This window comes from Komagataeibacter sp. NFXK3 (assembly GCF_054182245.1).
Map to the genome: position 1 here is coordinate 1 of NZ_JAPIVJ010000021.1, position 24,598 is coordinate 24,598.

Genomic DNA, 24,598 nt, shown 5'->3' on the forward strand with positions numbered 1-24,598 from the left:
GAAGCCGTATAATCCGTCCGTAAGGCAATCGCACCAGCCATTCCCGATCCTCCCTCTCACGACAGAATCAGAACAGGCCCTTCGCGTCACTTCACAGATGAGTCAGAGACAGTAGCCCTTGGTATAACCGTGCGTCATGGCAGACAGACCACGCGTCTTACCGATCTTCATTATTATATCGCCCATACCCTGGGCGGTTCCGCTGGTGCACGAATGACCGTGCGCCTGTGTTGCCCCATCAGCCCGGACACTCTCATTCGCCGCCTCCTTTCCCGGGCACGGAACACCAGGAAAGACATGCCTCCTACACGCGTGGTAGGGGTGGATGACTGGGCATGGCGACGGGGACATCACTATGGAACGATTGTAGTCGATCTTGAGAAAAATGATGTCATTGACCTCCTGCCAGATCGGGAGGCTGCGACCTTGGCCCAATGGCTGCAGGCCCACCCCGGTGTTGAAATCATTGCCAGAGACCGTGCTGGTGCTTATGCAGATGGATGCCACAGAGGCGCGCCATCAGCTCTTCAGGTGACGGACCGCTGGCATCTGCTGAAGAACCTGTCAGAGGCTTTTGTCAGCATACTGGGCCGTTTCACGACAACAGTCAGAACCCTGACGCGACAACTCAGCGCATCAACGACATTGAGCGAAACGTCTGGAACAGTCAGGACACAACCAGAAGAAGCGCAGACGCTCATCAGGTCAGTCTCTGGGGAACGACGTGAAACTCTTTTCAATGAAGCTCTTGCCCTGAAAGCAGAAGGGCACAGTATTCAGGCTATCGCCACAACGATCGGAGTAGAGAGAAAAACCGTGCGGCGCTGGTTTCAGCGGGGCCATGCGCCAACATGGAAAAGAACGGTTCCGACACGCAGCATACTCGGGCCTTACATATCCCATCTGGAAAAGAGATGGGTCGAAGGATGTCGGAATATTCGCCAGCTATGGCGGGAACTCCTGGAGCAGGGGTTTACAGGAAAATATGGCACTGTCCGGAAATGGGTGACGACGCGACAGGGTATTTCCACGAAACCCGTTTCTTCCGCGTATGTCTCGCCCCCTCTGGGGCGCAAACTTGCACGCCTTCTTCTTGCAGATGATCCATTGTCTGCTGGACGACAGGACGGGCTACTTGTTCCTGCCCTTCTGGAAGCCGAACCGCAACTCGCTGTCACGCTCTGCTGGCTCAGGAAAATGCAGAACCTCCTCTGTAAAAAGGAGGACACCAGAAAGGAAGGCGAGCTGAAGGCCCTGCTGGAAGAAGGGAAAACGACGCTGCTATCGCGTTTGATTCCTGCGCTTGAACGGGATGCTGCTGCCATTGAAGCTTCTCTCGTCACACCATGGACAACCAGCCCGGTTGAAGGACAGATCAGCCGATTGAAAATGATCAAGCGAACCATGTTCGGAAGAGCAGGCTTCGAACTCCTCAGGGCTCGTGTCCTCCAGCCCGCATAATCAAAAACATCATCACGAAAAGTGCGGAAGAACCACGAAATGGTCCCGTTCAGCGTCAGCTTGGGAATGCCCATGTCGGCACCGTTATAGTTGTCATTAAACGCCTTCCATTCATTATGCGCGGCTTTGTATGCGCTGACCGCCTGCACGTTCAGTACCTGGAAATCATCATACGTACCGCGCTGGTAGCCCACGTTCTGCGTAAGTGTCAGACCACGGATCGGATTGGCGCTAATGGACAGTTCCGTGCCGAAAATGTGCGAGCGCGGCACATTCACATACGACCCGACAGTACCCCAGTTTGGAACCAGAATATACGAGAAGTACTGCTGATCATGATAGGAATCCCAGAACGCGGCGCCATTGATACGCAGGCGATGGTTGAAGAATTCGCTTTTGAACCCGACTTCATACGCCATCAGCCATTCCGGCTTGAAGCCTGCCGCCTGCTGTTCCGTCAGGGTGGTGTTGGCGGTAAAGCCCCCCGGCTTCACCCCACGGCGGATATCGGCATACAGCATCACATTGGGCTGGACCTGGTAGTTGATCCCGACCTTGCCCGAAAACTGGTTCGTCATGGTGCCATGGTTGGAAAATGTCTGGGTATAGGTCTTGGCCAATGTGGTGGGGTTGTAGCGATAGACGGCGTCATTGATGAACTGCCGGTCATCGGTCTGGTGTTCCAGACCGAAGGTCAGGCGGATCTTATGTGTCAGGCTATAGGTCAGGTTGACGAACTGCGCGAAATCCTGCTGCGGCTGTTCATGGGCACTGTTCTGAAAATAATCCTTGCCGGGACGATCAGTGTAATCGAACCAATTTTCACCCGATGCGCGCACACGATTATAATACATGCCGGCGACCCAGTGCAGACGGTCATTGAGCACATTGCCCGACAGGCGGATTTCCTGTGAAAAGACATTCATGCTGCCCGTCAGGTAACTGTCCCCCGAACGGTAGGCTTCGGCATCACGGTCAATATATTCATGTCGCTGCTGCTGCTGGAACGACGATACCGCGGTCAGGTGGCTCCACCCCAGATCACGGTCGAAATCAATATTGATACCCCACTGCACATCATTGTACGACGGCTTGCTTTTGGGGGAGATACCCAGCAGTTTCGCATATTGCGGGTTCAGGTTCCAGCCGGTGGCATAAATGTCGCGGTCACGTGGCAGGATATTGCTGTTATCCCCCAGAATGAAACCCGCATCCGCTTCCGACGAGTCCTGTGACCAGTTGCCCGTTATCTTGACATTCGTCTTGTCATCCGGCTGCCAGGCCAGCTTGGCACGCAGGGCGCCCTCGTTTGCGCGCCCCAGCGATTCACCGTTTTCACGATTATAACGGAATGCGCCACCCTGCAGCATCTGCCCCGCGATACGGAACTGCAGACGCCTGGTGATCGGGGCGGAAACATAGAAATTGGTCTTGCTGCGGGCATAGCTGGCAATGTCTTCCGACACGCCATAATGCAGGGTCTTGGTCGGGTCATTGGTCGTGATCCGCACTTCACCGCCAGTATCGGCCAGCCCGTGCTCAAACCCCACCGGGCCCGGTTCGACGCCAATGGATGCCACATCGAACATCTGCCCTGAACTCATGGACGTAATAGTATAGGGCACGCCGTCGAAATAGGTCATGACAGACGACATGTTGTTCTGCGTATAATCCTGCATGCCGATGCCACGCAGATAATAATCCGGAACGTTGGAACCACCTTCGGTCTGGATAGTCAGGTTCGGGACAAGGTTCTGGATATCCTGAACGGTGGTGACATGATGCGTGACCAGTTCTTCCGCCGTCAGGTTGGTGATATTGCCTGCCTTGTGCTGATCCGCACCAAAAGCGAACGCGCGACGCCCGCGGGTGACCTTGATGACTTCAGGCGCAACATGGGTCTGCACCGATGCCGGAGACGCAGCATGTGATGCCACCGGTGCCTTGCCATGCTTTGCACCCTTTGCATCATCTGCCAGGGCCGCTTCGACCGGCATACACCCGGTATAGACGGACAACATAAGAAAGCTGCGAAACGCATGCTTCATAACCGATTTCTGTCGCTTCTGCTGGACCGCAAACATCGTGAACTCCTGTTCCATACCACCGACCAGGGCGACCAGATCGGAACACTCATGTTGCGTATTCAAAACATATTCTTTTCAAAACAAACAGACGGTACTTCTTGGTTCAAAAGATATCAAAACTATGCAATTCTTTTTTATCCCGAACAGAAACGGCAAAAAACTGCGTTTTTTTGACGGCTTCCCTCTTATCCATATCCACGAAACCACCATAAAAACCATTTTGTTGTAACCAATATCGTATATGATCGCATAGTCGGAACGAGATTTAACATTATTATAACGTAACGTTATGGCTGCCGCGGCAGTCGTCCCTTTCCTTCCTACGAACTGGTTCATGGCAATGCGTAATCTCGAAGACCTCAGCTTACATGTGGACGCTGCAGCACAGGCCGCCATCACATTGAGCGACGCCGTATGGGACACACCGGAACTGTGTTACGAGGAAACACGTTCATGTGCGCTGCATACCGCGATGCTGCATGAACAGGGTTTTGTCGTCACCCCGCCCCTGGCCGGTATCGCCACAGCGGTCATGGCTGAAAGCGGGCATGGCGGTCCAATCATTGCATTTCTGGGAGAATATGACGCTCTGCCCGACCTTGCCGCGCAGGCGGGTATCTGCCATCCCATCGCGACGGATAATGCCAACGGTCATGCATGCGGGCATAACCTTCTGGGTGCGGCATCACTTCTGGCTGCCACCGCTATCCGGCGCTGGCTTGCGACAAACAGGCTACCGGGACGGGTGCGCTATTATGGCTGCCCGGCGGAAGAAGGCGGGGCGGGCAAGGGCTTCATGGTCCGTGCAGGTGCGTTTAACGGGGTGGATGCTGCCATTTCATGGCATCCGACTGCCTTTTGTGGGGTGTTGCCCCCCACGTCGCTGGCCAATATGCGACTGGATTTTACCTTTTCCGGGCGATCTGCCCATGCAGCGGCCAGCCCGCATCTGGGACGTTCCGCGCTGGATGCGGTGGAACTGATGAACGTGGGCATCAACTATCTGCGCGAACATATGCTGCCGACATCACGCATTCATTATGCCTATATTAACGCCGGTGGCACCGCCCCGAATGTGGTCCAGTCCGAAGCCGTGGTGCGCTATTCCATTCGCACGGAAGAACTGGCTGACCTGTTCCCGCTGGTCGAACGTGTGCGGCAGGTAGCACGGGGTGCGGCGCTGATGACGGGCACGACTGTCAGTAGCCAGGTCACCGCCGGGGTTGCCAACCTGCTTGCCTGCCCGCCACTGGAAGAGATCATGCAGGACAGTTTCGAACAGCTTGGCCCCCCCGACTTCGATGCACGGGAACAGGCTTTTGCCCGACAGATTCAGGCGACCCTGTCACCTGACGACATGACTGCCGCCTTTGGGCAGATCGGCCTGAAACCACGCGACATCGCCTTGACCGATTTCATCCTGCCGCCGGCCAGTCCGTTTACCTTGAGTTCAACGGATGTGGGGGATGTCAGCTGGACCATTCCGACCGTTCAGGCGCTGGGTGCTACATGCACCATCGGTACTCCGTTACATTCCTGGCAGATGACGGCACAGGGCAAATCTGCCGTTGCACATCGTGGCATGATCCATGTCGCCAAAGCGATGGCAATGACCGCATCCCGCCTGTTCCTGTCACCTCAGGTGCTGGAGCGTGCCCGCGCAGATCACGCGCAACGTCTTCGTGAATGCCCCTATATCAGTCCGATCCCTGACGATACCCACCCACCAGTCCAGGCACGGGTCAGGCACTGATACCTGTGCTGAAAGACAGTTCAAATCGCCCACCACCGCGGAAAGAAAGGGACTTCCTGTGGACACGCGTTTTCTGGAAAGCTTTATCGCCATTGTGGAACGGGGTTCCATAGCTGATGCAGCCCGTCACCTTGGGCTGACGCCTGCAGCAGTCGCCCAGCGTATAAAGGCATTGGAAGACGAGATCAGACAGCCACTTCTGGTGCGCGCCGGACGCAGCGTAACGCCGACGGCCGCAGGACTGGGCATTATTGAAAAAAGCCGCCAGTTGATCCGCGGGGTGGAGGATCTGAAGGCCCTGGCCACGCATAACGAGTTTGCGGGCGAATTGAAACTTGGTGCAATTTCCACGGCCCTGACCGGCATCCTGCCCTTCATGCTGCGGAAGTTCCTGTTCGATTATCCAAAAATTGATCTGCATGTGACACCGGGCCAGTCAACAAAATTGTATCATGAAGTGGCCGAGGGGCAACTGGATGGCGCGATCATTGTCGAGCCACCATTTTCCATTCCCAAGACATGTGGCTGGAAACGCCTCCTGTCAGAACCAATGGTCGTACTGGTTTCCGAAGACTGCACCGAAACAGACCCCTTGAAAATCCTGAAGAAAAACATGTTCCTTCGTTATGACCGTAACCAGTGGGGTGGTCGGATAGCAGATGCCTATCTGCGTGAAACCCGGATTTTTCCAACACGACAACTGGAACTCGATTCACTTGAGGCCATTGCCCTGATGGTCAGCCAGAAGGTAGGCGTCTCCCTTGTTCCGGATTGGCTGAAGCCGTGGCCGGAAGGACTCAGAATCCGCAAGATCCCGCTACCCGATACGATGCTGCAACGTCACATTGGTGTATTGTGGCTACATGCTTCAACACATGCGAACCTGCTGCGACAGATCGTCCCGCTCCTGCAACCAAAAAATCTTAGCCCCGATCGGCATCCTGTCGTTTCATGACCATCCCGTCCAATATATATTCTTACATCATGACTCCCATATCAGACAGCCCTTCTCTGTTTCTGGTTTTTCAAGTTCGGGATTAGAGTAATCACCCATGGATACGCGCTTCCTCGAAAGCTTCCTGATTGTCGTGGAACAGGGGTCCATAGCGGCTGCAGCCCGGCAACTGGGCCTGACACCGGCAACCTTGGCACAGAGAATACATACATTGGAGCAGGAAATCGGCTGCAATCTGGTGCAACGCGACGGCCGCAGCGTTCAGCCAACCGAAAACGGACTGGCCATTCTGGAACAAAGTCGTGCCATCATTACCAGCGTGCAGGACCTATGTACGATTGCAACAAGCACGACACCTGTCGGGAAGCTGAACCTGGGTGCCATATCCAGTGCTGCAAACGGACTGCTTCCGCCATATCTGAAACTTTTTTTTGAATCTTTCCCCGGTATTGAACTTCATATTACGCCGGGTTCGTCCTCTGTCCTTCATAATGCGGTAATGGATGGTTTTATTGATGCTGCATTCATTGTAAAACCACCATTTGATATCCCAAGCACCTGTATATGGCAGACACTGCGTTCCGAACCACTGGTCGTCATCACATCGAAAAATGTCCAGGAAACTGACCCGCACGAAATCCTTCGTGATTATCCCTTTATCCGCTATGACCGCAATCAGTGGGGTGGTCGTCTGGCAAATGAATATCTTCGGCGCAACGGTATCTGGCCACATGAACGCCTCGAACTGGACTCCCTCGATGCCATCGTCAGCATTGTCAATCAAGGTACGGGCGTATCGCTTGTGCCTGACTGGGCATTACCGTGGCCTGACGGCATGCAACTGAAAAAGATATCATTGCCTGCTCCCGTTCCCTGCCGTAAAATCGGTTTTCTATTTCAACGTTATGCGCCCCGACGACGCCTGATCAACAATCTGCTGGAAATCCTGCTTACACTGCAGCCTGCCGAACAAGGCTGAACCGCTTTGCGTGGTCAGCCTTGTTCGGCAGGCTGCAATTTATCCTTACCTTATTTGTATTATATACATTGTATAATGACGTATGAGATAATTTTATATATTAATACTATACGCCATTCGCAATTTAACAGTTCACCGCGAGACAGATCTGCGGGAAGAACGCCGCGGCACAGCGGTCGTCCATGAGCCGCAAGTCTCACGCATGGGGTAAGAATGATTACAGAAATCCCCGTCTGTGCAGAGCCCGCATCGGCAATCTACCCGCTCCACCCATCGCTAATGAAATTTCAAATAAAGAAAAGTAAATTTACTGCATATATAATGAAAATAATAAGTTATAAAATATTGTTTCTTTTTCCGATAAGCATAATCGGTTGATGGTAGCCTATCACCGTTCCCTGTGTGACCTTGATTTCTCCCACATATCCTGCACACGGCGCCAGGACAGGATACAGGATGTGGTCGACACCTACAAATGCGACAATATCCCCCTCTCCTACGTCCTGACCGAGTTCAACCTCCGGCGCACTCCGTAGCGGATGGGCCAGCAGGGCAACACCCATGCAGAGACTACGGACCACCGTGCCAGAAGATGGGGCAATCGACGGTATCGACGCCATGCCGTCGGACGACGTCTCTGTCGCAACCGGAGCCATGCCAACTGGATTAAGACGCAGACGCAGTGCCATTGTGTCATCACGCACGTCCAGTTCCTGCATGCCATGGCGACGCATACGTGCGACCATATCCCACACAATATCCATCGGCATATCCTTATTTTGCATCATGACTACCGTCCTTTTTGCGCGTGTGGTCGCATTCTTCCAGATAATGAACCGATATGTCTCCTGCCCGGAAGCGCTCATCCTCCATCAGACGCAGATGCAGAGGGATGGTGGTGGGAATACCTTCGATTTCGGTCTCCCCCAGTGCGGCATGCATCTTGCTGATTGCCTCCTGACGTGAACGTCCACGCACGATGAGCTTGGCGATCAGGGAATCATAAGAACTCGGCACCACATAGCCGTCATATAGGTGGGTATCGATGCGCACGCCTTCCCCACCAGGAGGAAGCCAGTGCGTAACCTTGCCGGGGCCAGGCATGAAGGTATCGGGGTTTTCCGCGTTGATGCGGCATTCAATGGCATGGCCACCGCACCGTACATCAGACTGCGTGAAGGAAAGGGGTTCCCCCATTGCAACGCGGATCTGCTCACGCACGATATCGATGCCGGTGACCATCTCGGTCACCGGGTGCTCGACCTGAATACGCGTATTCATTTCAATGAAATAAAAAGCGCCGTCTTCATAGAGGAACTCAAATGTGCCTGCCCCCACATACCCGATCTGAGGGCACGTCGCCGCACAGAGCGCGCCAAGGCGCGTGATCTCATCCCGTGCAATGCCATGGGCGGGCGCTTCCTCGATCACCTTCTGGTGGCGGCGCTGCACGGAACAGTCACGATCACCCAGCCAGACGGCATGGCCATGCCGGTCGGCCATAACCTGTATTTCCACATGCCGAGGGTGGGTCAGGAAGCGTTCGGCATAAAGCGCACCGTTGCCAAAGGCGCGGATGGCTTCTTCCCGTGCGGTCTGGACGGCCTGTTCCAGCGTACCAGGTTCCTGCACGATCCGCATGCCACGTCCGCCCCCGCCCCCCGCGGCCTTGACAATAAGGGGATAGCCGATACGCGCGCACAGGGCACGGGTCTGCTCCATATCATCTGACAACGGACCATCGGACCCTGGCAAGCACGGCATGCCTGTTGCAATCATCGTGCGCTTGGCCTCGATCTTATCGCCCATGCGCTGCATGATGGTGGCGGAAGGCCCGATCAGCACCAGGCCAGCCTGTTCCACCGCGTGGGCGAAGGCCGGATTTTCCGACAGGAAGCCATAACCGGGGTGGATGGCATCGGCCTGTGTCAGACGGGCGGCCCGCAGTACCAGATCCCTATCCAGATAGCTTTGCGCGGCTGATGCCGGGCCGATGCAGATCGTGCGGTCACATAGGGACAGGTGGCGCAGGCTGGCATCGACCTCGGAATAGATGCCCACCGTACGCAGTCCCAGTTCCCGGCATGCCCGCACCACGCGCAGTGCAATCTCGCCCCTGTTGGCGATCAGGACCGTTTCAACCTTCCGCATGATCGATTCGCTCCACCCGGAACAGGGGCGTGCCGATCTCGACCGCTGTTCCGTTTTCACATAAAACCGCAACGATCCGGCATGGGAATTCCGCCTCCATCCGGTTCAGCATTTTCATCACTTCCAGAATGTAAAGTGGCGCCCCTTCGGTCACCTCGTCATTCACCGTCACAAAAGGCGCTTCCCCCGGGCCGGGACAGGTATAGAACTGCCCTGCCATCTGGGCCCTGATTTCAATTTGGGTTGGGAGAGGCATGTCGTTGGACGGCGTTCCTTCGTCCACCACAGGGGCGGGCGCGACAGACGCCAGCGCTTCAGTCGGCTCGCTTTCACGTACCAGCCGGATGCGTTCCCCGTTGCAGCTATAATCAAGCTCGATTACGCCCTCGGCGCGCATGCGCGCCATCAGGGCTTCAATCAGTGCGGTATTCACATATCCATCCTTGCATATGATAGCAGGCCTATACCTGCACGCCTGTGCCGTGGCGGATCGTAAAACCCGCCTCTTCCAGTTGAGTGCGGACCTTGCGCGCGATGTCGACCGCTTCCGCGTTGTCGCCATGCACGCATATGCTATCGATGCGGGTCGGCAACAGGCGGCCGGAAACCGTCTCGATCGCGCCTGCCTGTATCATCCTGACCGCGCGCGTGGCGGCAAAATCGGCATCATGCAGGACAGCACCCTTTTCCTTGCGTGAGACGAGATGCCCGTCTTCCGTATAGGCACGATCGGCAAAAATTTCGGACAGGACCGTCATGCCGCGCTCACGCCCTATGGTTTCCAGATGGCTCAGCGCTATGGCCATAACTGGCAGGTCGGGAGCGACGGCCTTCAGGGCATTGAGAATGGCATGGGCGACCTCGGGATCCTTTTCCGTCAGGTTACCCAGAGCGCCGTGTGTTTTGACATAGGCGAGTTCATGCCCGGCATAGGCCGCCATGCTCCGTGCGGCCCCGACCTGATAGGCCACGATCCGTTCGATTTCAGGTAGGGAAAACGGTATGATCCGTCGCCCGAAACCCCACAGGTCGGGAAAACCCGGATGTGCCCCGATCGTGACGCCCTTGCGGCGGGCTTCGGCAAATGTATGGGCCATTGTATTAAAGTCACCACCATGAAATCCACAGGCTACATTGGCCGAAGATACGATGGAAAGCATCGCATCATCATTCCCGATCTGGTAATGCCCCCAGCCTTCACCAAGGTCGGCATTGATATCTATGAACCTGTTCATCCCGGTTTCCTTATATGTAAAAGGCCGCGACCTCTTGCTCCAGTTGATCCAGCATCGCGCGCTGTTGCCGCAGTGCCGCAATTGCCGTGTCACGCCCTACCTGTTCAAAGCGGACACGCCCCTGAATGGGTAGCTGCGCCAGCAGGTGCAGGTCTGCCTCGATGACCGTGCCGATCTTGGGGTATCCCCCGCAGGTATTGGCATCAAGCATCTGCACGATAGGCTGGCCGCTAGGGGGCACCTGTATGGTGCCTGGCACGATGCCGTGTGAAAACAGACTCAGTGGCCTGTGCATATGCAGTTCCGCACCTTCCAGCCGATAGCCCATGCGATTGGCGCTGCTGGAGAGGGTCCAATCCTCAGTCACGAACCGTTCACGGGACCGGAGTTGGAACTCATCATATTCCGCAGCGGGCAGGAACCGGACCGTCACGCTGTCCTGCTGCGGCAGGAGCGTGTAGCCTGGACCGGCCCCGATACCACCGACAGGCAATGCCGCCTCAGTCCGTCCTGCAGGAAAGGTTGCGATCCTGTCGCCCCGCTTCAGTCCTCGCCCGTCAAGGCCGCCAAAGCCCCCCTTTATATCAGTTGCCCGCGCCCCCAGCACACACGGCACATCCAGTCCGCCCGCTATCGTGACATAACTCCGGCATCCGCTGCGTGGAGACGTCAACGTCAGCACCTGCCCAGCCCTGACACTCACCACCCACCATGGGGGAACGGGCCTGCCATCCAACGTCGCGTTGCAGTCAGCCCCGGTCACGGCACAGATGGTGTCGATCTCGAAACGCAGACGGAAGGGATAGAATACGACTTCGATCCCCGCAGCATTACGGGCATTGCCCACCAGTATGTTGCCTGCCGCCAGAGCCATGCCATCCATGGCTCCACCGATCGACACCCCTAGTGTCAGGGCATGTGTGCGACCCGCATCCTGAATGGAATTGAGCTGCGCACTGGTCAGGATTTCGATCATGCAGGGCAGTCCTTGCGGCTGTCATGAAAACGCACGATATCGCCCAGATGAAGCAGGAGCGGATCCTGCCGGTGGGGGGAAAACATATCCAGTTTCGTACGTCCCATAATGTGCCACCCAGAGGGCGCGGCACAGGGCATGATCCCCGCATGGCCACCACCGATTACGACCGCGCCCTGCTCAACCTTAAGCCGCGGTGAATGCCGGCGGGGTATGGCGAGGCGACTGTCCAGACCGGTCAGGTACACAAAGCCAGGCATGGCCCCGATTGCGGCAACGCGATAGGTTCCCGAAGCATGCAGGGCAATCACTTCATCTTCCGTCAGACCAGTCCGCGACGCGATTTCGGGCAGATCCTCACCAAAGGTTCCTCCATAATCCACCCTGACATCTATAACGGCAGGAGGCGTATCATCAGCGACGGCCTCGGCCCACAGGATGCCGAGCTTCTGGCTGACCTTCTCCCCGTCGGTCACGAGTGGATCGAAGGTAACCAGCAGGTTGTTCACCCCCGGTACGGCCTGCGTGCACCATTCACTCGCACCAAGCGTGCGGGCCATGGCCCATATACGCGCCTGCACGGCTTCATCAAAGGCGCCTTCAGCCATATCCAGTAACAGGCCGCCCGTGCCTGCCATGCTTATTTTCAAGATCCAGCTCCCTGCTGCACTTCGTTGCCTGCGCGGTCACGGCCTGCCGCTGCATGGAACATCTGCCTTGGTCCCAGCCATGCCGTCAGTGCACCAGCCAGCACAATGCAGGCCGTAACATAAAAAACCGCATGGAAATTACCAGTCGCCGCGACAAGATAGCCCGTCGCGACCGGGGCAAGGATGCCGATCCCGTTGCTGAAGGTCAGCATGAACCCTGTAACGGACCCCAGGTAGTGCCGCTCGACCAGCAGTTCGGCCAGTAGCGCCATATTTGTCCCGAGTGCTGCAATGATCGCCCCCATGGCAAGAGACAGAACCCCCATGATTTCCAGCGCCGTGGTGCACAACGGCAGCGCGGCCACAACCATCACCAGTGACAGGAAAAACGCGACGACACGCCGTCTTGCGCCGATCCCGTTCCCCGAACGCGCCAGCACCCATTCCCCCGCCCTGCTGCCTGCCATCGAAAGACAGGCTGCGGCAAGATAGCAGATGGCCGTATTGGCGCCGGAATGGAGCAGATCCATATGCAGGGTGCTCACCAGATAGGTCGGCACCCATGTCATCATGAGAAAATTGGCATAATTGCCCGTACACTGGGCACCTACCACACACCAGAAGGAACGGCTGCGCAACAGTGGACGCAAGGATAGACCCATCCCTCCCGACACACCGCCGGCCAATGTGGACGATCGATCATGGGCAGGATAGGCCACAAACCATGCGGCAGCCCACAGGCATCCCACGACACCGAGCACGACAAACGCCACGCGCCAGCCATATTGCATGATAAGCCAAGCCCCCACCGCAGCCCCTGCGGCCAGGCCGATCTGGATACCGCATGTGAAAGCCGTCATCATTATGCTGCGCTCTTGTACCGGGGACCAGGCATCGACCACCTTGTTGCCGAGGGAAAACGTCGCGGCTTCCCCCGCGCCCAGCAGGACACGGGCGATGAGGAACTGCACCAGCGTGCCCGACAGCGCCCCGAGGATCATGGCGACAGACCACAGCACGACGGAAAACATGCCCACCACCCGGGGACCGAACCGGTCAAGCAGAAGGGCGGCAGGCAGGTTGAGGATGAAATACGACCACAGGAAACTGGATAGCACCCACCCCACCTGTGTCGTGGACAGACCGAATTCCTGACCGATCAGAGGCATGCCCGCGGCCAGCACCGCCCGGTCGCCATAACCGATAACACACATCAGGACCGTCATGGCGTAAATGACAAAACGGTAGCCTGGAACCACGGAGGAATTATGCACGGACTGCTTCATTACGAAATGGAAACCCCAGATATCAGAAATTGAGCGCCGTCTTGACGTAGTACATACCGCCGTTGAAACCGTAAGGTGAATAGAAGGGATATTTGTATGCCCCAAACAGCGGCCCGGAAATGGAGGACGGCACCCGTGTCGGATATTTGTTGCCAAGATTATTCGCCCCGACCGCGACTGACCACTTCGGCAGGACCTGATAACTGACCTCCATATTGGTCAGGAACGCGGGGTTGACCTGCATAGGGACCGAAGTCGGGCTGGCGAGGAAAGTCATGGAGCCATAGCGCATTTCCTGCACGAAGACCGACCATTTGCCATATTTCCAGTTAACGCTCAGGCTCTCGCGGTTCTTAGGGGCGGAATGCAGCATCATTTCTTCCGCATAATTATTAAAGGTGGACAGCCCGTGGCTGGCCAGTACGGACGGTGTTGCATTGTAGCTGCGTATTTCGTTATCCGAGAAGTTAAACCCCATGGCGAAACGGAAGGTGCCGTAACGGGGTGTATGCAGCGTGTAGTCGGCATTGAAATCGCCGCCGAATGTCTGCGTATTGACGGGATTGGTATAGTACGAAGCATAAGTCACGCCACTCAGCCCTGACTGCGCCAGTGCCTCCGCCACGTAACTGCCGCCAAGGGTCGTCGTACTGGCCAGTCGGTCGTTGATGGCAATGTAGTACAGATTTCCGGTCAGATGGAAATTGTCCACCGGGGTTGCATCCACGCCAATGCTGTAATTGCGCGAATATTCGCCTTTCATGTTGCCACCACCGAGTGCACGGGTTGCCGCACTGTTAGCAGGTAGCTGATCGATCGAATATCCGGCGAAGGGTGCGTTGTAAAAATAATACATTTCCGCCAGCGTGGGGGGACGGTAGCCAGTATTGATGCTGGCCCGGATGGCCCAGCGTTTGTTGAAATTGTAGCGCGTCCCGATGGAGCCGGTCTGCACTGTTGCCAGGTTGTTGTAGCTGACCGAGCGTCCGCCAAGGGTCCATTCCCATTTGTTGGTGACCCAGAAATCAAGATTTATGGAACCGTCGAATACGTCACGGTTCTGGTTGGTTACCGCGGCCGGCACGTTACCAGCATGATCGGTTGCCCCACGTCCGTAATAGGATAGCGGGTCGCCACCCGTCATCTGGAATGTATCGTGACGGTATTCCCCGCCAAAGCGAAGGTTGAGCGGCTTTGGCAGGAAGCCGGTATCGAACGAGCGCGAACCGCGCAGGCCTGCCGTCAGCTCCGATGTAATGGCCTTGCCATCATAGAAATCGGTCGGACTGGCGTTGCCCAGGGAAACGTTGTCGGAATGAATTGTGGAATAGGTCTGATCGTCACGACCATAGGTTACATACGCATCCCATGCAAAACCAAATTTACGGGCCTTGATGCCATTGTCGGTTTCAAAATCATACTGATCCATCGCGATATAGGGCTGTGAACCATTGGGGTACAGATAGGGGTTTGTCAGGCTGTCCGCCTCACTGCGATAGGTTTCGGCCACATTGGAACGACGATGGGAGAAGGTCGATGTACTGTAAAAATTGATGTTTTCCGCCAGCGGGATCGACATGTTGGCGCTCATCGTCTCCAGCGTGGACTTGGGTATGCCCAACATGCGCTGCACATCCCGGTCCGCCGTGGCGTTGCGCTCAGGGTCGGTAAAGAGGGTACCCACGTAATCGCCCGTACGCGTGGTGGGAAGCTGGTGCGTAACCTGTGCCGCAAGATCAAGATAGCCGCCACGATGGCCCAGCGCCATGTTATAATCCGCTGATCCGTCCAGTGCCTGCCCGTCGCCCGCGTAATAGCCACTGTTCTTGAAATTGATGGAACCGCCATGCGTTGTATGCTTGAGGACGATGTTGACGGCGCCCGCCAGCGCGTCCTGCCCATACAGCGCCGTAGCACCTTCCGTGATCACCTCAATATGGTCAATGGCGGAAATGGGGATGAGGGAGATATCCGCCGGATCGGTACCCCAGTTCGGACCGGCATTAGCGTTGAAGTTCGCGCCAACATGCCGCCTGTGTCCGTTGACAAGAATAAGCGTGTCATCCGCCGATTGACCACGTAACTGCATGGTCTGTACAAAACCGTTATTACCCACGCCCGCCTGCGGCGGTGATGTAATGGCCGGGTTTGCCTGTGCCAGCGCCTGCATGACGTTGGTCTGACCGGTAGCAAGAAGCTCAGCCCCGCTGACGACCGTAACCTGTGTCGTACTATGCCGGGCGGTGGCGGGCGACAGGACCGAACTAGTGGACGTGCCGCTTACCTGGATTGTTTCAGGATGATCGGCTACCGCATGGTTGATTACCCGGGCGGCCGACTGTGTCCTGGTCGTGTGCTGGCTCCGCGTGGATGCGCTGCTGGACGGAATGGTGGAGGCCGTCTGGGCCTTCCCTGCCGCCACCAGGAGCATGGGCATGCCAAACGCCACACCTGCAAGCAGATACAGCCTATCTTTTCTCATTTTATCCATCTGTCGAAAATCCTTGCTGCAAAGAAACAATCATTTGCGCCCGTCTTTCGTAGTCCGCTCAGGAACCGGACAGCCTCTTATGGCCGTATAGTGGATGATTTATATATAAATTACACATGTTATGCGACGATAACAAAACGTTCCGAAATCGCAAATTCTTTTTGGTCTACTTTCTTTGTTTTTTTCTTATTTATTGAAATAAAACAATTTTTTGTTCATTCATATTGACATAAAGACCCCATTCTTTCCCTCATGCGTAAATCACAAGGATAGAAGAGTCCTGGCGTCATGCTGGCTGATGACAGAAAGCCAGCGAACTCATGTTCAATTTATATATGGAATATAAAGATAATGATACCGATTCCGAAACAACATAATTCCATCCCGAAGGGACGAAGCCATCGGATAATAAAAAAACCTTTCCCAACAATGACATGATATGATGCAAAAAAGAAACAGTCGTATTTTTTATGTCTCTGCAGCAGATTTCATGACGATTTCGGACCGGACAAGCCATACTGAAAGCAGCCCACCCAGAATCAGACCTGCCGCGCAGATATACCAGGTGGCATCGAAGCTATTCGTAGCAGCAACAATATATCCCGTCGCGATAGGGGCAATCATCCCCATGAAGTTACTGAAGGTCAGTGTAAGTCCGGTAACGGTACCAATCTTGTCATGCTCACGCAGCAGATCAGCCAGCAGCGCCATGTTCGCTCCATTGCCCGCAATCATGCTGCCTAACGAAAATGCGATCAGGGCCACCACTGCCGATGTTGCATGCACAAAAGGCAATAACCCGATCAGGGCCGCACACCCGAAAAAGACACATACGACAAGACGCCGTGCGGCGAGACCTGGATACCGGCGCACAATCCAGCGTTCACCCACCGCACCACAGACAATGGCAACAACAGCCGCAACTGCGTAACAGGCCGTGCCATTAAGCGCCGCATGCAGTACGTCTACATGAAGCTGCTTCATCAAAAACAGCGGCAACCATGACATAATCAGGAAATTCAGGTAGTTGCCGCAACACTGAGCAATAACAATGGCACAAAAAGAGCGGGAAAGGAAAAGCGAGCCCACTTCACGCACCCAAATCACGCCCCTGCCTGGCGCTTCCTGCCCGGCAGGAAGCACCCCCCGGCAGGCCACGACCCAGCCCGCCGCCCACACGAACCCCAGCGCACCCAGAATGATGAATTCCATTCGCCAGCCGAACCATCCGATCAGCCAGGCCCCCGCGATCGTTCCGCCAGCCAGCCCGGCCTGCATGCCACAAAGGATGACCGTCATGATGATACCGCGCTCTCCAACCCGGGCCCACTGTCGGACAATACTGCTGCCAAGGCTGAAGGTAGGGGCTTCACCAGCCCCCAGCATGATGCGTGTCAGGATGAACTGCAGTACATTGTGTGCGAAACCGCCCAGCATCATCGCGATAGACCAGAATCCTACCGCCAGCGTACCCACGATGCGAGTGCCGTACACATCCAGCATGATGGAAGATGGCAGGTTCAGTACGACATAAGAAAACAGGAAACTTGATGAAATCCACCCGATCTGCACGGGCGTAAGGACAAATTCCGTCTCGAGTGCCGGCATGGCAATGGAAAGAGCAGCCCGATCACCATAATTGATGACATACATGAGAAAGACCATGCCAAACAGCAGATACCTATAGGTGTCGGAACCAGTACGCTCTGCCCTATCGCCAACCGTGCCTCTAACATGTGACCCGTTCCGTTCCATCGGACCTCCCGATCTTACCCTGTGATGTGCAGGCATGGATATGGTGGGGAATTATGTGTTTTTCGTGCTATTCACTTCATTATTTCTTCGTATCATTCCGAACTCATTTCCGGAAAGACCGGACATAGTCGGCTCCTGACAGGATGCATGACAATCATCCGAAAGCAAAACATTTTCCGTTAAAATTTACGAGCGATATATATCTTTTATGTATAATTTAAACATAATATCTTGACGTGCATGCTATATCACGAGCTAAGCTACGATATGTAACTGGCATAATTCCACCGCCAAGGCACAGGCCATACGGCTGTGAAAATGATAGCAGACATATAGAATCACGAGAAATTGTTACATTAAAACAACGACATAAATGTAACTCCCACCGTTTCATGACATCGTGGAGACCTGTGATAGTTATGGATTCTGATGCGCGGCTGTCCGCCGACATAGGCGGCACATTTACCGATATCGTTCTGGACGCACGGGGCAAAAGACTGACCCGCAAGGTCCTGACCACGCCCCATGCTCCCGAAGAAGGTGTGCTGGAGGGCATCACCTTGGTACTGGCGGATGCGGGACTAGCGCTGTCGGATATCAACGTGTTCGTACATGGCACAACGCTGGCCACAAATGCCATTATCGAACGCCGTGGCGCACGTACCGCACTGGTCGCGACGGAAGGATTTCGCGATGTGCTGGCCATCGGCACAGAAAGTCGCTTTGACCAGTATGACATCATGCTGCAGAAGCCACAGCCACTTGTGCCCCGTGACCTGCGTTTCACACTGCGTGAACGCATGGATGCCCGTGGCCGGGTCCAGATTGCCGCCAATGACGAGCAGATCAGGCAACTGGGCCTGCAACTTGCGGCAGTCGGGGTGGAAAGCGTGGCCGTAGCCTTCCTGCATGCCTATGCCAATCCCGCCCATGAACTTCGGGTGCGTGATATACTGGCAGATGTGCTCCCGCCGGGCATAACCCTGTCATTGTCATGCGAAGTGTGCCCGCAGGTGCGTGAATACGAACGGACCTCTACCACGGTGGCGAATGCCTATGTACAACCTCTGATGGCAGGCTATCTGGCCCGGCTGGATCAGGCCTTAAAGGCGCGGCACTTTGCCGGTACGCTGTATCTTGTCACGTCCAGCGGTGGCCTGACCTCGCTTGAGACCGCACGTACCTTCCCCGTCCGTCTGGTTGAATCCGGCCCTGCCGGGGGGGCCATCTTTGCTGCCCGCATTTCGGAATGCCTGCGTGAAAAACGCGTGCTGTCCTTTGACATGGGCGGTACCACGGCCAAGATCTGCCTGATTGAACGCAATGAACCGGCCCAGTCACGCATATTCGAGGTTGACCGGACCGCCCGCTTCCTGAAAGGATCGGGGCTGCCACTGTGCATTCCCGTTATTGAAATGATCGAAATTGGCGCGGGCGGCGGTTCAATCGCCCGGCTTGACGCCATGAAGCGGGTTACGGTCGGCCCTGAAAGCGCCTCGTCCGTTCCTGGGCCCGCGGCCTACGGGCGCGGTGGCACCTGGCCGACCGTGACCGACGCTGATGTGATGCTGGGATTGCTGCGACCAGAAGGTTTTGCCGGTGGCAGCCTGACCCTCCAGCCAGCCCTATCCGCCCGTGCCCTGAGTGACACCATCGGGACCGAGCTCTCGCTTTCTGCCGAAATGACCGCCCATGCAGTATATGAAATCGTATGTGAAAGCATGGCCAGCGCCGCGCGCGTCCATGCGGCAGAACGTGGCGCGGTCCTGTCTCAACATACCATGGTCGCCTTTGGTGGGGCAGCTCCGCTGCATGCTGTCCGGGTTGCAGAAAAACTGGGGGTACGGCGACTGGTCATTCCTAACAGCGCCGGTGTGGGGTCGGCTGTCGGCTTCCTGACGGCACCCATTTCGTATGAAATTGCCCGCTCCCATCACACGAGAATCGATGAACATACCGATTATGCAGCCATTTCGGCCCTGTTGTCCGATATGGAAAAAACCGCACGCAGCATGGTGCAGACCGGTTCCGGTAGTGCGCCACTGCTCAAACGGACAGCAGCCTTCATGCGCTATGTCGGTCAGGGGCATGAAATCATGGTGGAACTGCCGGACCGTCCCCTATGTCAGGCTGATGCCCATGGCCTGCGTGAAGCGTTCACGCAGGAATATGCCCATCAGTTTGCCCGTAGCATTCCCAATGCGCCGATTGAAGTCCTGAACTGGTCGGTACGTATTTCCACCATTCCCTCCCCGCCCGTGCCGTTCAGCCAGGCGGGTGCGAAGATCACCCTGTCCCCGCTGGAAATACGTCGCTTCTTTGATGGTGGCAGCAATGGATGGGTGGATCTTCCGGTCTATGATCGTGCATGCGCCCCGTCTGGCGTATTCGTGCCTGGTCCGGCCATTATTATTGAAAAAGAAACCACCACCTACGTTTCCGCCCGTTTTGACGCACAGATTGATGGCAGCGGCAATATCATCATGAACCAGAAGGATGCGGCATGATGGACACCCCTCATACCCCCGGTAGCACAGAAATTGACCTGCAGATCATGTGGAACCGGCTGATCACCGTTGTAGGTGAACAGGCACAGGTGCTGATCCGCACGGCGTTCAGTCCCATTGTGCGGGAATGCGAGGACATTTCCGCTGGTGTCTTCGATCTGGAAGGCCGCATGCTGGCGCAGGCCGTAACCGGCACGCCGGGCCATGTAAATTCCATGGCTGAATCTGTAAGACATTTCATTCGTCATTTCCCGCTCGACACCATGCGTGAAGGCGATGCTTATATTACCAATGACCCATGGATGGGTACCGGCCACCTGAATGACTTTGTGGTCACGACTCCTGCCTTTCACAAGGGGAATCTGGTCGCCCTGTTTTCGTGTACCAGTCATCTCATGGATATCGGGGGGCTGGGCAATGGTCCTGAAGCTTCCGACGTGTTCATGGAGGGACTGTACCTGCCCATGCTCAGGCTGCTGGATCAGGGACAGGTCAATGAAACTCTGATGGCGGTCATCCGCGCCAATACGCGCCTGCCGTTGGATACGGAAGGCGATACCTATTCCCTCGCCGCCTGTAACGACGTGGGAGTGCGGGCGCTTTCGGCCATGATGGATGAATTCGGCATAACAGATCTTGGCCCCCTGGCCGATTTCATCATCACACGCTCCCGCATGGCGGTGGAAGAACGTATTGCCGTCCTGCCCCGGGGGGAATGGACCAACACCATGCGGACGGACGGCTATGATCACCCTGTCCTGCTGGCCGCAAGCCTGACCATAGCACCGGATCATGTCCTGGTGGATTACGTCGGCACATCGCCCGCCGTCAGGCACGGCATCAATGTGCCGCTGGCCTATACCAAGGCCTATACGGTATTTGGCCTCAAATGCATCATCGCCCCCGATGTGCCGAACAATGCTGGTTCCCTGGCACCATTCCGTGTAACCGCGCCGGCGGGCACGATCCTGAACGCCCTGCGCCCCGCCCCGGTTTCCGCCCGGCATGTCATTGGACAGATGCTGCCTGACGTCGTGTTCGGCTGCCTGTATCAACCCCTGCCCCACCGGGTTCCCGCGGAAGGGACTTCATGCATATGGAACATTACCGTACGCGGTACATGGCACGATGCAGGCAACACCAACCTGGCCTATGCACTGGCCATTACCACCAACGGTGGCACCGGCGCACGCCCGGGGCTGGACGGACTTTCCGCCACGGCGTTCCCGTCCGGCGTACACGGAACACCGGTTGAAATTGCTGAAATCCAGTCCCCCCTCATCTTCTGGCGCAAGGAACTGCGGCCTGGCAGTGGGGGAGATGGCACAACGCGTGGCGGACTGGGGCAGATCATGGAAATATCCAACACCGAAGCTGCTCCTTTTGAACTGCTGGCTGCTTTTGACCGCATTGCCAATCCGCCCCGTGGGCGCGCAGGCGGCCGGAACGGCCTGGCAGGCCATGTCAGCCTGTCTTCCGGCCGGGTGCTGCCCGGCAAGGGACTGCAGGTTATTCCGGCGGGCGAACGGTTGATGGTTCTGACACCAGGCGGTGCAGGGCTGGGTGATCCGGCGCAGCGCGACCCGGCACTGTCCGAAACAGACCGGACCCAGGGCCTGCTGGCAGATAGGGCGCAGGCATGACCGATCACTCCTCTGGCCTCGACAAGGTGCCAGTTATCGTTCTGACTTTTCCCCTGCCGGATCTGGTAACACAACGGCTGGGCACGCAATACCATGTCGAGTCCCTGCTTACACCAGCGGCCCGGCAGGCCTATGTCACGCATTCAGGCGACCTCGTCCGTGCCATTGTGACCAATGGTTCCACCCGACTGGATGGTGCCTTCATGGATACAATGCCGAACCTGTGCATCATCCACACTTTCGGCGTCGGTTATGAAGGGGTGGATGTGGACGCCGCGCGGGCGCGTGGAATCGAGGTCGCCTATAGTCCCGGCACGAATGCCGATAGCGTGGCGGATCAGGCCTTTGCCCTGCTGCTGGCAGTCATGCGTGATATCGTGCCCAATGATGGTCTTGTTCGGCAGGGTGCATGGCGGCCCATCCGGCCCGTTCCGCCCCAACTATCGGGACAGAAAATCGGTATTGTGGGCATGGGGCATATCGGGCAGCGCATTGCTGCCCGTGCGGCAGGTTTTTCCATGCCGGTGTTTTATTACAGCCGCAGGCCATGCGATCAGGCGCAATGGACCTACTGTCCTTCCGTTATGGATATGGCAGCACGGGTCAACATACTGGCGGTCACCCTGCCGGGCGGTCCGGAAACCTGCAATGTGATCGATGCGGATGTACTCCGGGCGCTTGGCCCGCAGGGATATGTTGTCAATGTGGGCCGGGGAAGCGTTATCAGTAATACAGTGCTGACCGAGGCACTGGAAAAAGGCATTATCGCAGGGGCTGGCCTGGATGTGGTTGAACGAGAACCGAACCTGCCTGCAGCCCTGCGGGAACAACCCAATATTGTCTTTTCCCCACATGTCGGCGCACGTTCGCCACAATCACTGCTGACATGCCTCGATCAGGTCATGACCAACCTGCATGCCGCAATGGCGGGACGGCCAGTTCATACACCCGTCCCCTGACAGCATCCGGGCTGACTTGCCTTATGGATTAAAAATGCCAGTATGGGGAATACAGGACACGACCCCAAAATAAGGTGCATTGCGGCCACGATGAAGCAGAACCGGAAAAAGGCACAGACCCACCCGCCTGAAGAAACGTCACGGCAGGATGGCATGTTCATTGTCTCCTCCTCCCATCTCGCCGTGCCGGGTGCCGAGGATCTGAGTGAATTCGAGTTTGCGCTGACGGTGGCGAACCATGCCTTTCAGCGCTGGATGACGTGCGGCATGCAGGCGGTGGGCGCGCGCGATCTATCCCCGCTTGATGTGTTGGTGCTTCACTGCATCAATCACCGCAATAGACCCAAGAGCATTTCCGACATCTTGTTCATGCTCAACATCAGCGAACGGCATTACCTTAATTACTCCATGAAAAAACTCGAAAAAATGGAGCTTATTTCAAAATCGAAAGCAGGAAAGGAAGTGTTCCTGCAGGCAACACCGAAGGGTAGCGAAGCCTGTCAGGATTATGCACGGGTCAGACAGGCCTGCCTGCTGGACCTTATACCCAAGGACCGCGGCGTGGCCCAGAGCCGTATTGATGAAGTAGCCCGTGCCTTACGCGTTCTCACCGGTTTTTATGAACAGGCTTCCCGAGCGGCCACCTCCCTATAATAGCTATGATACATTTATTTGGACAGGAAACCGAAGAGGCCAAGACATAGAAGGCGAAGCAACCGGCGTTGGGCGCAGGATTCATTCTTTGAGATAGAAGTTGAAACTTGCAGCAATCTTGATGGCAGACATGAATGTATGGGCGCAGCGGTCGTATCTGGTCGCAACGTGTCGCCAGTCCTTCAGCCTTGCGAACATGTTTTCGATAAGGAGGCGCTTTCTATACAGATGCCAGTTATAAGGTGAATTTGATTTCCGGTTTTTCCTCGGTGGAATGCAGGCGGTAATGTTCCGTTCGACAAGATATCATCTGATCCGGTTGCTATCATAACCCCGATCCCTGATGACCTCTTCTGTTCCTTCCGGCAGGTCCGCGAGAAGAACATCCGCCCCTTTGAAGTCACTGACCTGTCCAGCAGTCAGATGCAGACGGACAGGCAGGTCCTGGCCATCACACACGGCATGCAGCTTTGAGTTCAGTCCGCCTTTTTGTGCATCCGATATGGCGGGGAAAAGCCCCTCTTTAAGCAGAGGCGCCGCTATCCTGTGTACTTTGAGGTATGTCGCATCGGTCATCAGGCGCGTCGAACGGCCAGCCGCGCGGCCTTGACCCGATAGAGTTTCGAGACGTTGGGGTTTACATCCGGCAGGTCCACCGGGGCCTCGGCCATGCGGCTCATGATGTCGGCCTTCTGGCGTTCAAGCTCCTGCATCCGGGCTTTCATGCGGGCTGATACATCCCGTCCTCAATGGCCGTGATGATGCCCCGCATGGAGCGGTCGATCCTGTCCAACGCCTTGCAGTCCGCTGCTACCTGAGCCCGTCGCGCCTGGTTCAGCCGGTTGTTTTCCTCAAGGTAGGCTTTGACAGCCTTTGCAACGGCATCGGGCGACGCCATGCGCTCTGTCAGCCCTACCAGCACGCGGGCTTCAGAGCCTGATCCGAAAGTTTTTGAACAATACCAGCCTGTTGTGATTCATCCGTCTTTACGAAGAGATGGAGTGAATGGTGACATGGACTGGTATTGCCCGACGTGAACATAGCCGGGAAGGACTG

19 protein-coding genes and 2 pseudogenes are annotated in these 24,598 nt (G+C 56.2%); 8 read left to right on the forward strand and 13 right to left on the reverse strand.

What is annotated here, in order from left to right:
• Positions 1-120 precede the first annotated feature (120 nt).
• A pseudogene (locus tag OQZ28_RS15460) lies at positions 121-1,461 on the forward strand (ISL3 family transposase); the annotation flags it as partial.
• A 32-nt stretch (positions 1,462-1,493) separates the two neighbouring features.
• Here the strand turns inward: OQZ28_RS15460 and OQZ28_RS15465 are convergent.
• Positions 1,494-3,563: pseudogene (locus OQZ28_RS15465) on the reverse strand (TonB-dependent receptor); the annotation flags it as partial.
• 325 nt (positions 3,564-3,888) lie between these two features.
• On the opposite strand from OQZ28_RS15465, the gene OQZ28_RS15470 reads away from it, so the two are divergent.
• The 3 genes from OQZ28_RS15470 to OQZ28_RS15480 all read left to right on the forward strand — a co-directional run bounded on the left by OQZ28_RS15470 (position 3,889) and on the right by OQZ28_RS15480 (position 7,235).
• Positions 3,889-5,301 carry an amidohydrolase gene (locus tag OQZ28_RS15470; protein ID WP_217420221.1) on the forward strand — a complete coding sequence of 471 codons (1,413 nt, stop codon included), beginning with the start codon at positions 3,889-3,891 and terminating at the stop codon, positions 5,299-5,301.
• Between the two features lie 58 nt (positions 5,302-5,359).
• The gene (locus OQZ28_RS15475) at positions 5,360-6,256 is read left to right on the forward strand and encodes a LysR family transcriptional regulator (protein WP_053323803.1); all 897 of its coding nucleotides are present in this window, start codon (positions 5,360-5,362) and stop codon (positions 6,254-6,256) included.
• 97 nt (positions 6,257-6,353) lie between these two features.
• Complete coding sequence (locus tag OQZ28_RS15480) at positions 6,354-7,235, forward strand: LysR family transcriptional regulator (RefSeq protein ID WP_217420220.1); 882 nt, start codon at positions 6,354-6,356, stop codon at positions 7,233-7,235.
• Positions 7,236-7,570: 335 nt separating this feature from the next.
• On the opposite strand, the gene OQZ28_RS15485 is transcribed toward OQZ28_RS15480, so the two are convergent.
• The 9 genes from OQZ28_RS15485 to OQZ28_RS15525 form a co-directional block, all read right to left on the reverse strand.
• Entirely contained in the window at positions 7,571-8,023 is a 453-nt protein-coding gene (locus OQZ28_RS15485; protein ID WP_217420219.1) for an acetyl-CoA carboxylase biotin carboxyl carrier protein, read from the reverse strand.
• Positions 8,010-9,386 (reverse strand): acetyl-CoA carboxylase biotin carboxylase subunit, encoded by a 1,377-nt coding sequence (gene accC, locus OQZ28_RS15490; RefSeq protein WP_053323806.1) that lies wholly within the window; start codon positions 9,384-9,386, stop codon positions 8,010-8,012. Before accC ends, OQZ28_RS15485 begins: the two co-directional genes overlap by 14 nt.
• Complete coding sequence (locus tag OQZ28_RS15495) at positions 9,373-9,792, reverse strand: acetyl-CoA carboxylase biotin carboxyl carrier protein subunit (protein ID WP_053323825.1); 420 nt, start codon at positions 9,790-9,792, stop codon at positions 9,373-9,375. The genes accC and OQZ28_RS15495 overlap by 14 nt, the downstream gene beginning before the upstream one ends.
• A 55-nt stretch (positions 9,793-9,847) precedes the next feature.
• Positions 9,848-10,621 (reverse strand): LamB/YcsF family protein, encoded by a 774-nt coding sequence (locus OQZ28_RS15500; RefSeq protein ID WP_053323807.1) that lies wholly within the window; start codon positions 10,619-10,621, stop codon positions 9,848-9,850.
• 10 nt (positions 10,622-10,631) lie between these two features.
• Entirely contained in the window at positions 10,632-11,597 is a 966-nt protein-coding gene (locus OQZ28_RS15505; protein ID WP_053323808.1) for a 5-oxoprolinase subunit C family protein, read from the reverse strand.
• Complete coding sequence (pxpB, locus tag OQZ28_RS15510; protein WP_420605129.1) at positions 11,594-12,247, reverse strand: 5-oxoprolinase subunit PxpB; 654 nt, start codon at positions 12,245-12,247, stop codon at positions 11,594-11,596. Before pxpB ends, OQZ28_RS15505 begins: the two co-directional genes overlap by 4 nt.
• Entirely contained in the window at positions 12,244-13,521 is a 1,278-nt protein-coding gene (locus OQZ28_RS15515) for an MFS transporter (RefSeq protein ID WP_367651114.1), read from the reverse strand. Before OQZ28_RS15515 ends, pxpB begins: the two co-directional genes overlap by 4 nt.
• Positions 13,522-13,555: 34 nt before the next feature.
• Positions 13,556-16,024 (reverse strand): TonB-dependent receptor plug domain-containing protein, encoded by a 2,469-nt coding sequence (locus OQZ28_RS15520; RefSeq protein ID WP_053323811.1) that lies wholly within the window; start codon positions 16,022-16,024, stop codon positions 13,556-13,558.
• A gap of 468 nt (positions 16,025-16,492) precedes the next feature.
• Positions 16,493-17,689, reverse strand: a complete 1,197-nt coding sequence (locus OQZ28_RS15525) for an MFS transporter (protein WP_082267051.1) — start codon at positions 17,687-17,689, stop codon at positions 16,493-16,495.
• A gap of 509 nt (positions 17,690-18,198) precedes the next feature.
• Between OQZ28_RS15525 and OQZ28_RS15530 the strand changes: the two genes are divergently transcribed.
• The 4 genes from OQZ28_RS15530 (at position 18,199) to OQZ28_RS15545 (ending at position 23,542) form a co-directional block, all read left to right on the forward strand.
• The gene (locus OQZ28_RS15530; protein ID WP_217420217.1) at positions 18,199-20,286 is read left to right on the forward strand and encodes a hydantoinase/oxoprolinase family protein; all 2,088 of its coding nucleotides are present in this window, start codon (positions 18,199-18,201) and stop codon (positions 20,284-20,286) included.
• Positions 20,283-21,929 carry a hydantoinase B/oxoprolinase family protein gene (locus OQZ28_RS15535; RefSeq protein WP_254511855.1) on the forward strand — a complete coding sequence of 549 codons (1,647 nt, stop codon included), beginning with the start codon at positions 20,283-20,285 and terminating at the stop codon, positions 21,927-21,929. The genes OQZ28_RS15530 and OQZ28_RS15535 overlap by 4 nt, the downstream gene beginning before the upstream one ends.
• Complete coding sequence (locus tag OQZ28_RS15540) at positions 21,926-22,888, forward strand: 2-hydroxyacid dehydrogenase (RefSeq protein ID WP_217420216.1); 963 nt, start codon at positions 21,926-21,928, stop codon at positions 22,886-22,888. Before OQZ28_RS15535 ends, OQZ28_RS15540 begins: the two co-directional genes overlap by 4 nt.
• A 90-nt stretch (positions 22,889-22,978) precedes the next feature.
• Complete coding sequence (locus OQZ28_RS15545; protein ID WP_053323813.1) at positions 22,979-23,542, forward strand: winged helix DNA-binding protein; 564 nt, start codon at positions 22,979-22,981, stop codon at positions 23,540-23,542.
• Positions 23,543-23,848: 306 nt separating this feature from the next.
• On the opposite strand, the gene OQZ28_RS15550 is transcribed toward OQZ28_RS15545, so the two are convergent.
• Genes OQZ28_RS15550 through OQZ28_RS15560 form a run of 3 tightly spaced genes read right to left on the reverse strand, consistent with a single transcriptional unit; the run spans position 23,849 to position 24,440 of the window.
• Positions 23,849-24,118 carry a transposase gene (locus tag OQZ28_RS15550; RefSeq protein WP_082267053.1) on the reverse strand — a complete coding sequence of 90 codons (270 nt, stop codon included), beginning with the start codon at positions 24,116-24,118 and terminating at the stop codon, positions 23,849-23,851.
• On the reverse strand, positions 24,118-24,255 hold the full coding sequence (locus tag OQZ28_RS15555; RefSeq protein ID WP_420605128.1) for a hypothetical protein: 138 nt from the start codon (positions 24,253-24,255) through the stop codon (positions 24,118-24,120). Before OQZ28_RS15555 ends, OQZ28_RS15550 begins: the two co-directional genes overlap by 1 nt.
• 8 nt (positions 24,256-24,263) lie before the next feature.
• Entirely contained in the window at positions 24,264-24,440 is a 177-nt protein-coding gene (locus tag OQZ28_RS15560; protein WP_458136607.1) for a hypothetical protein, read from the reverse strand.
• Positions 24,441-24,598 lie beyond the last annotated feature (158 nt).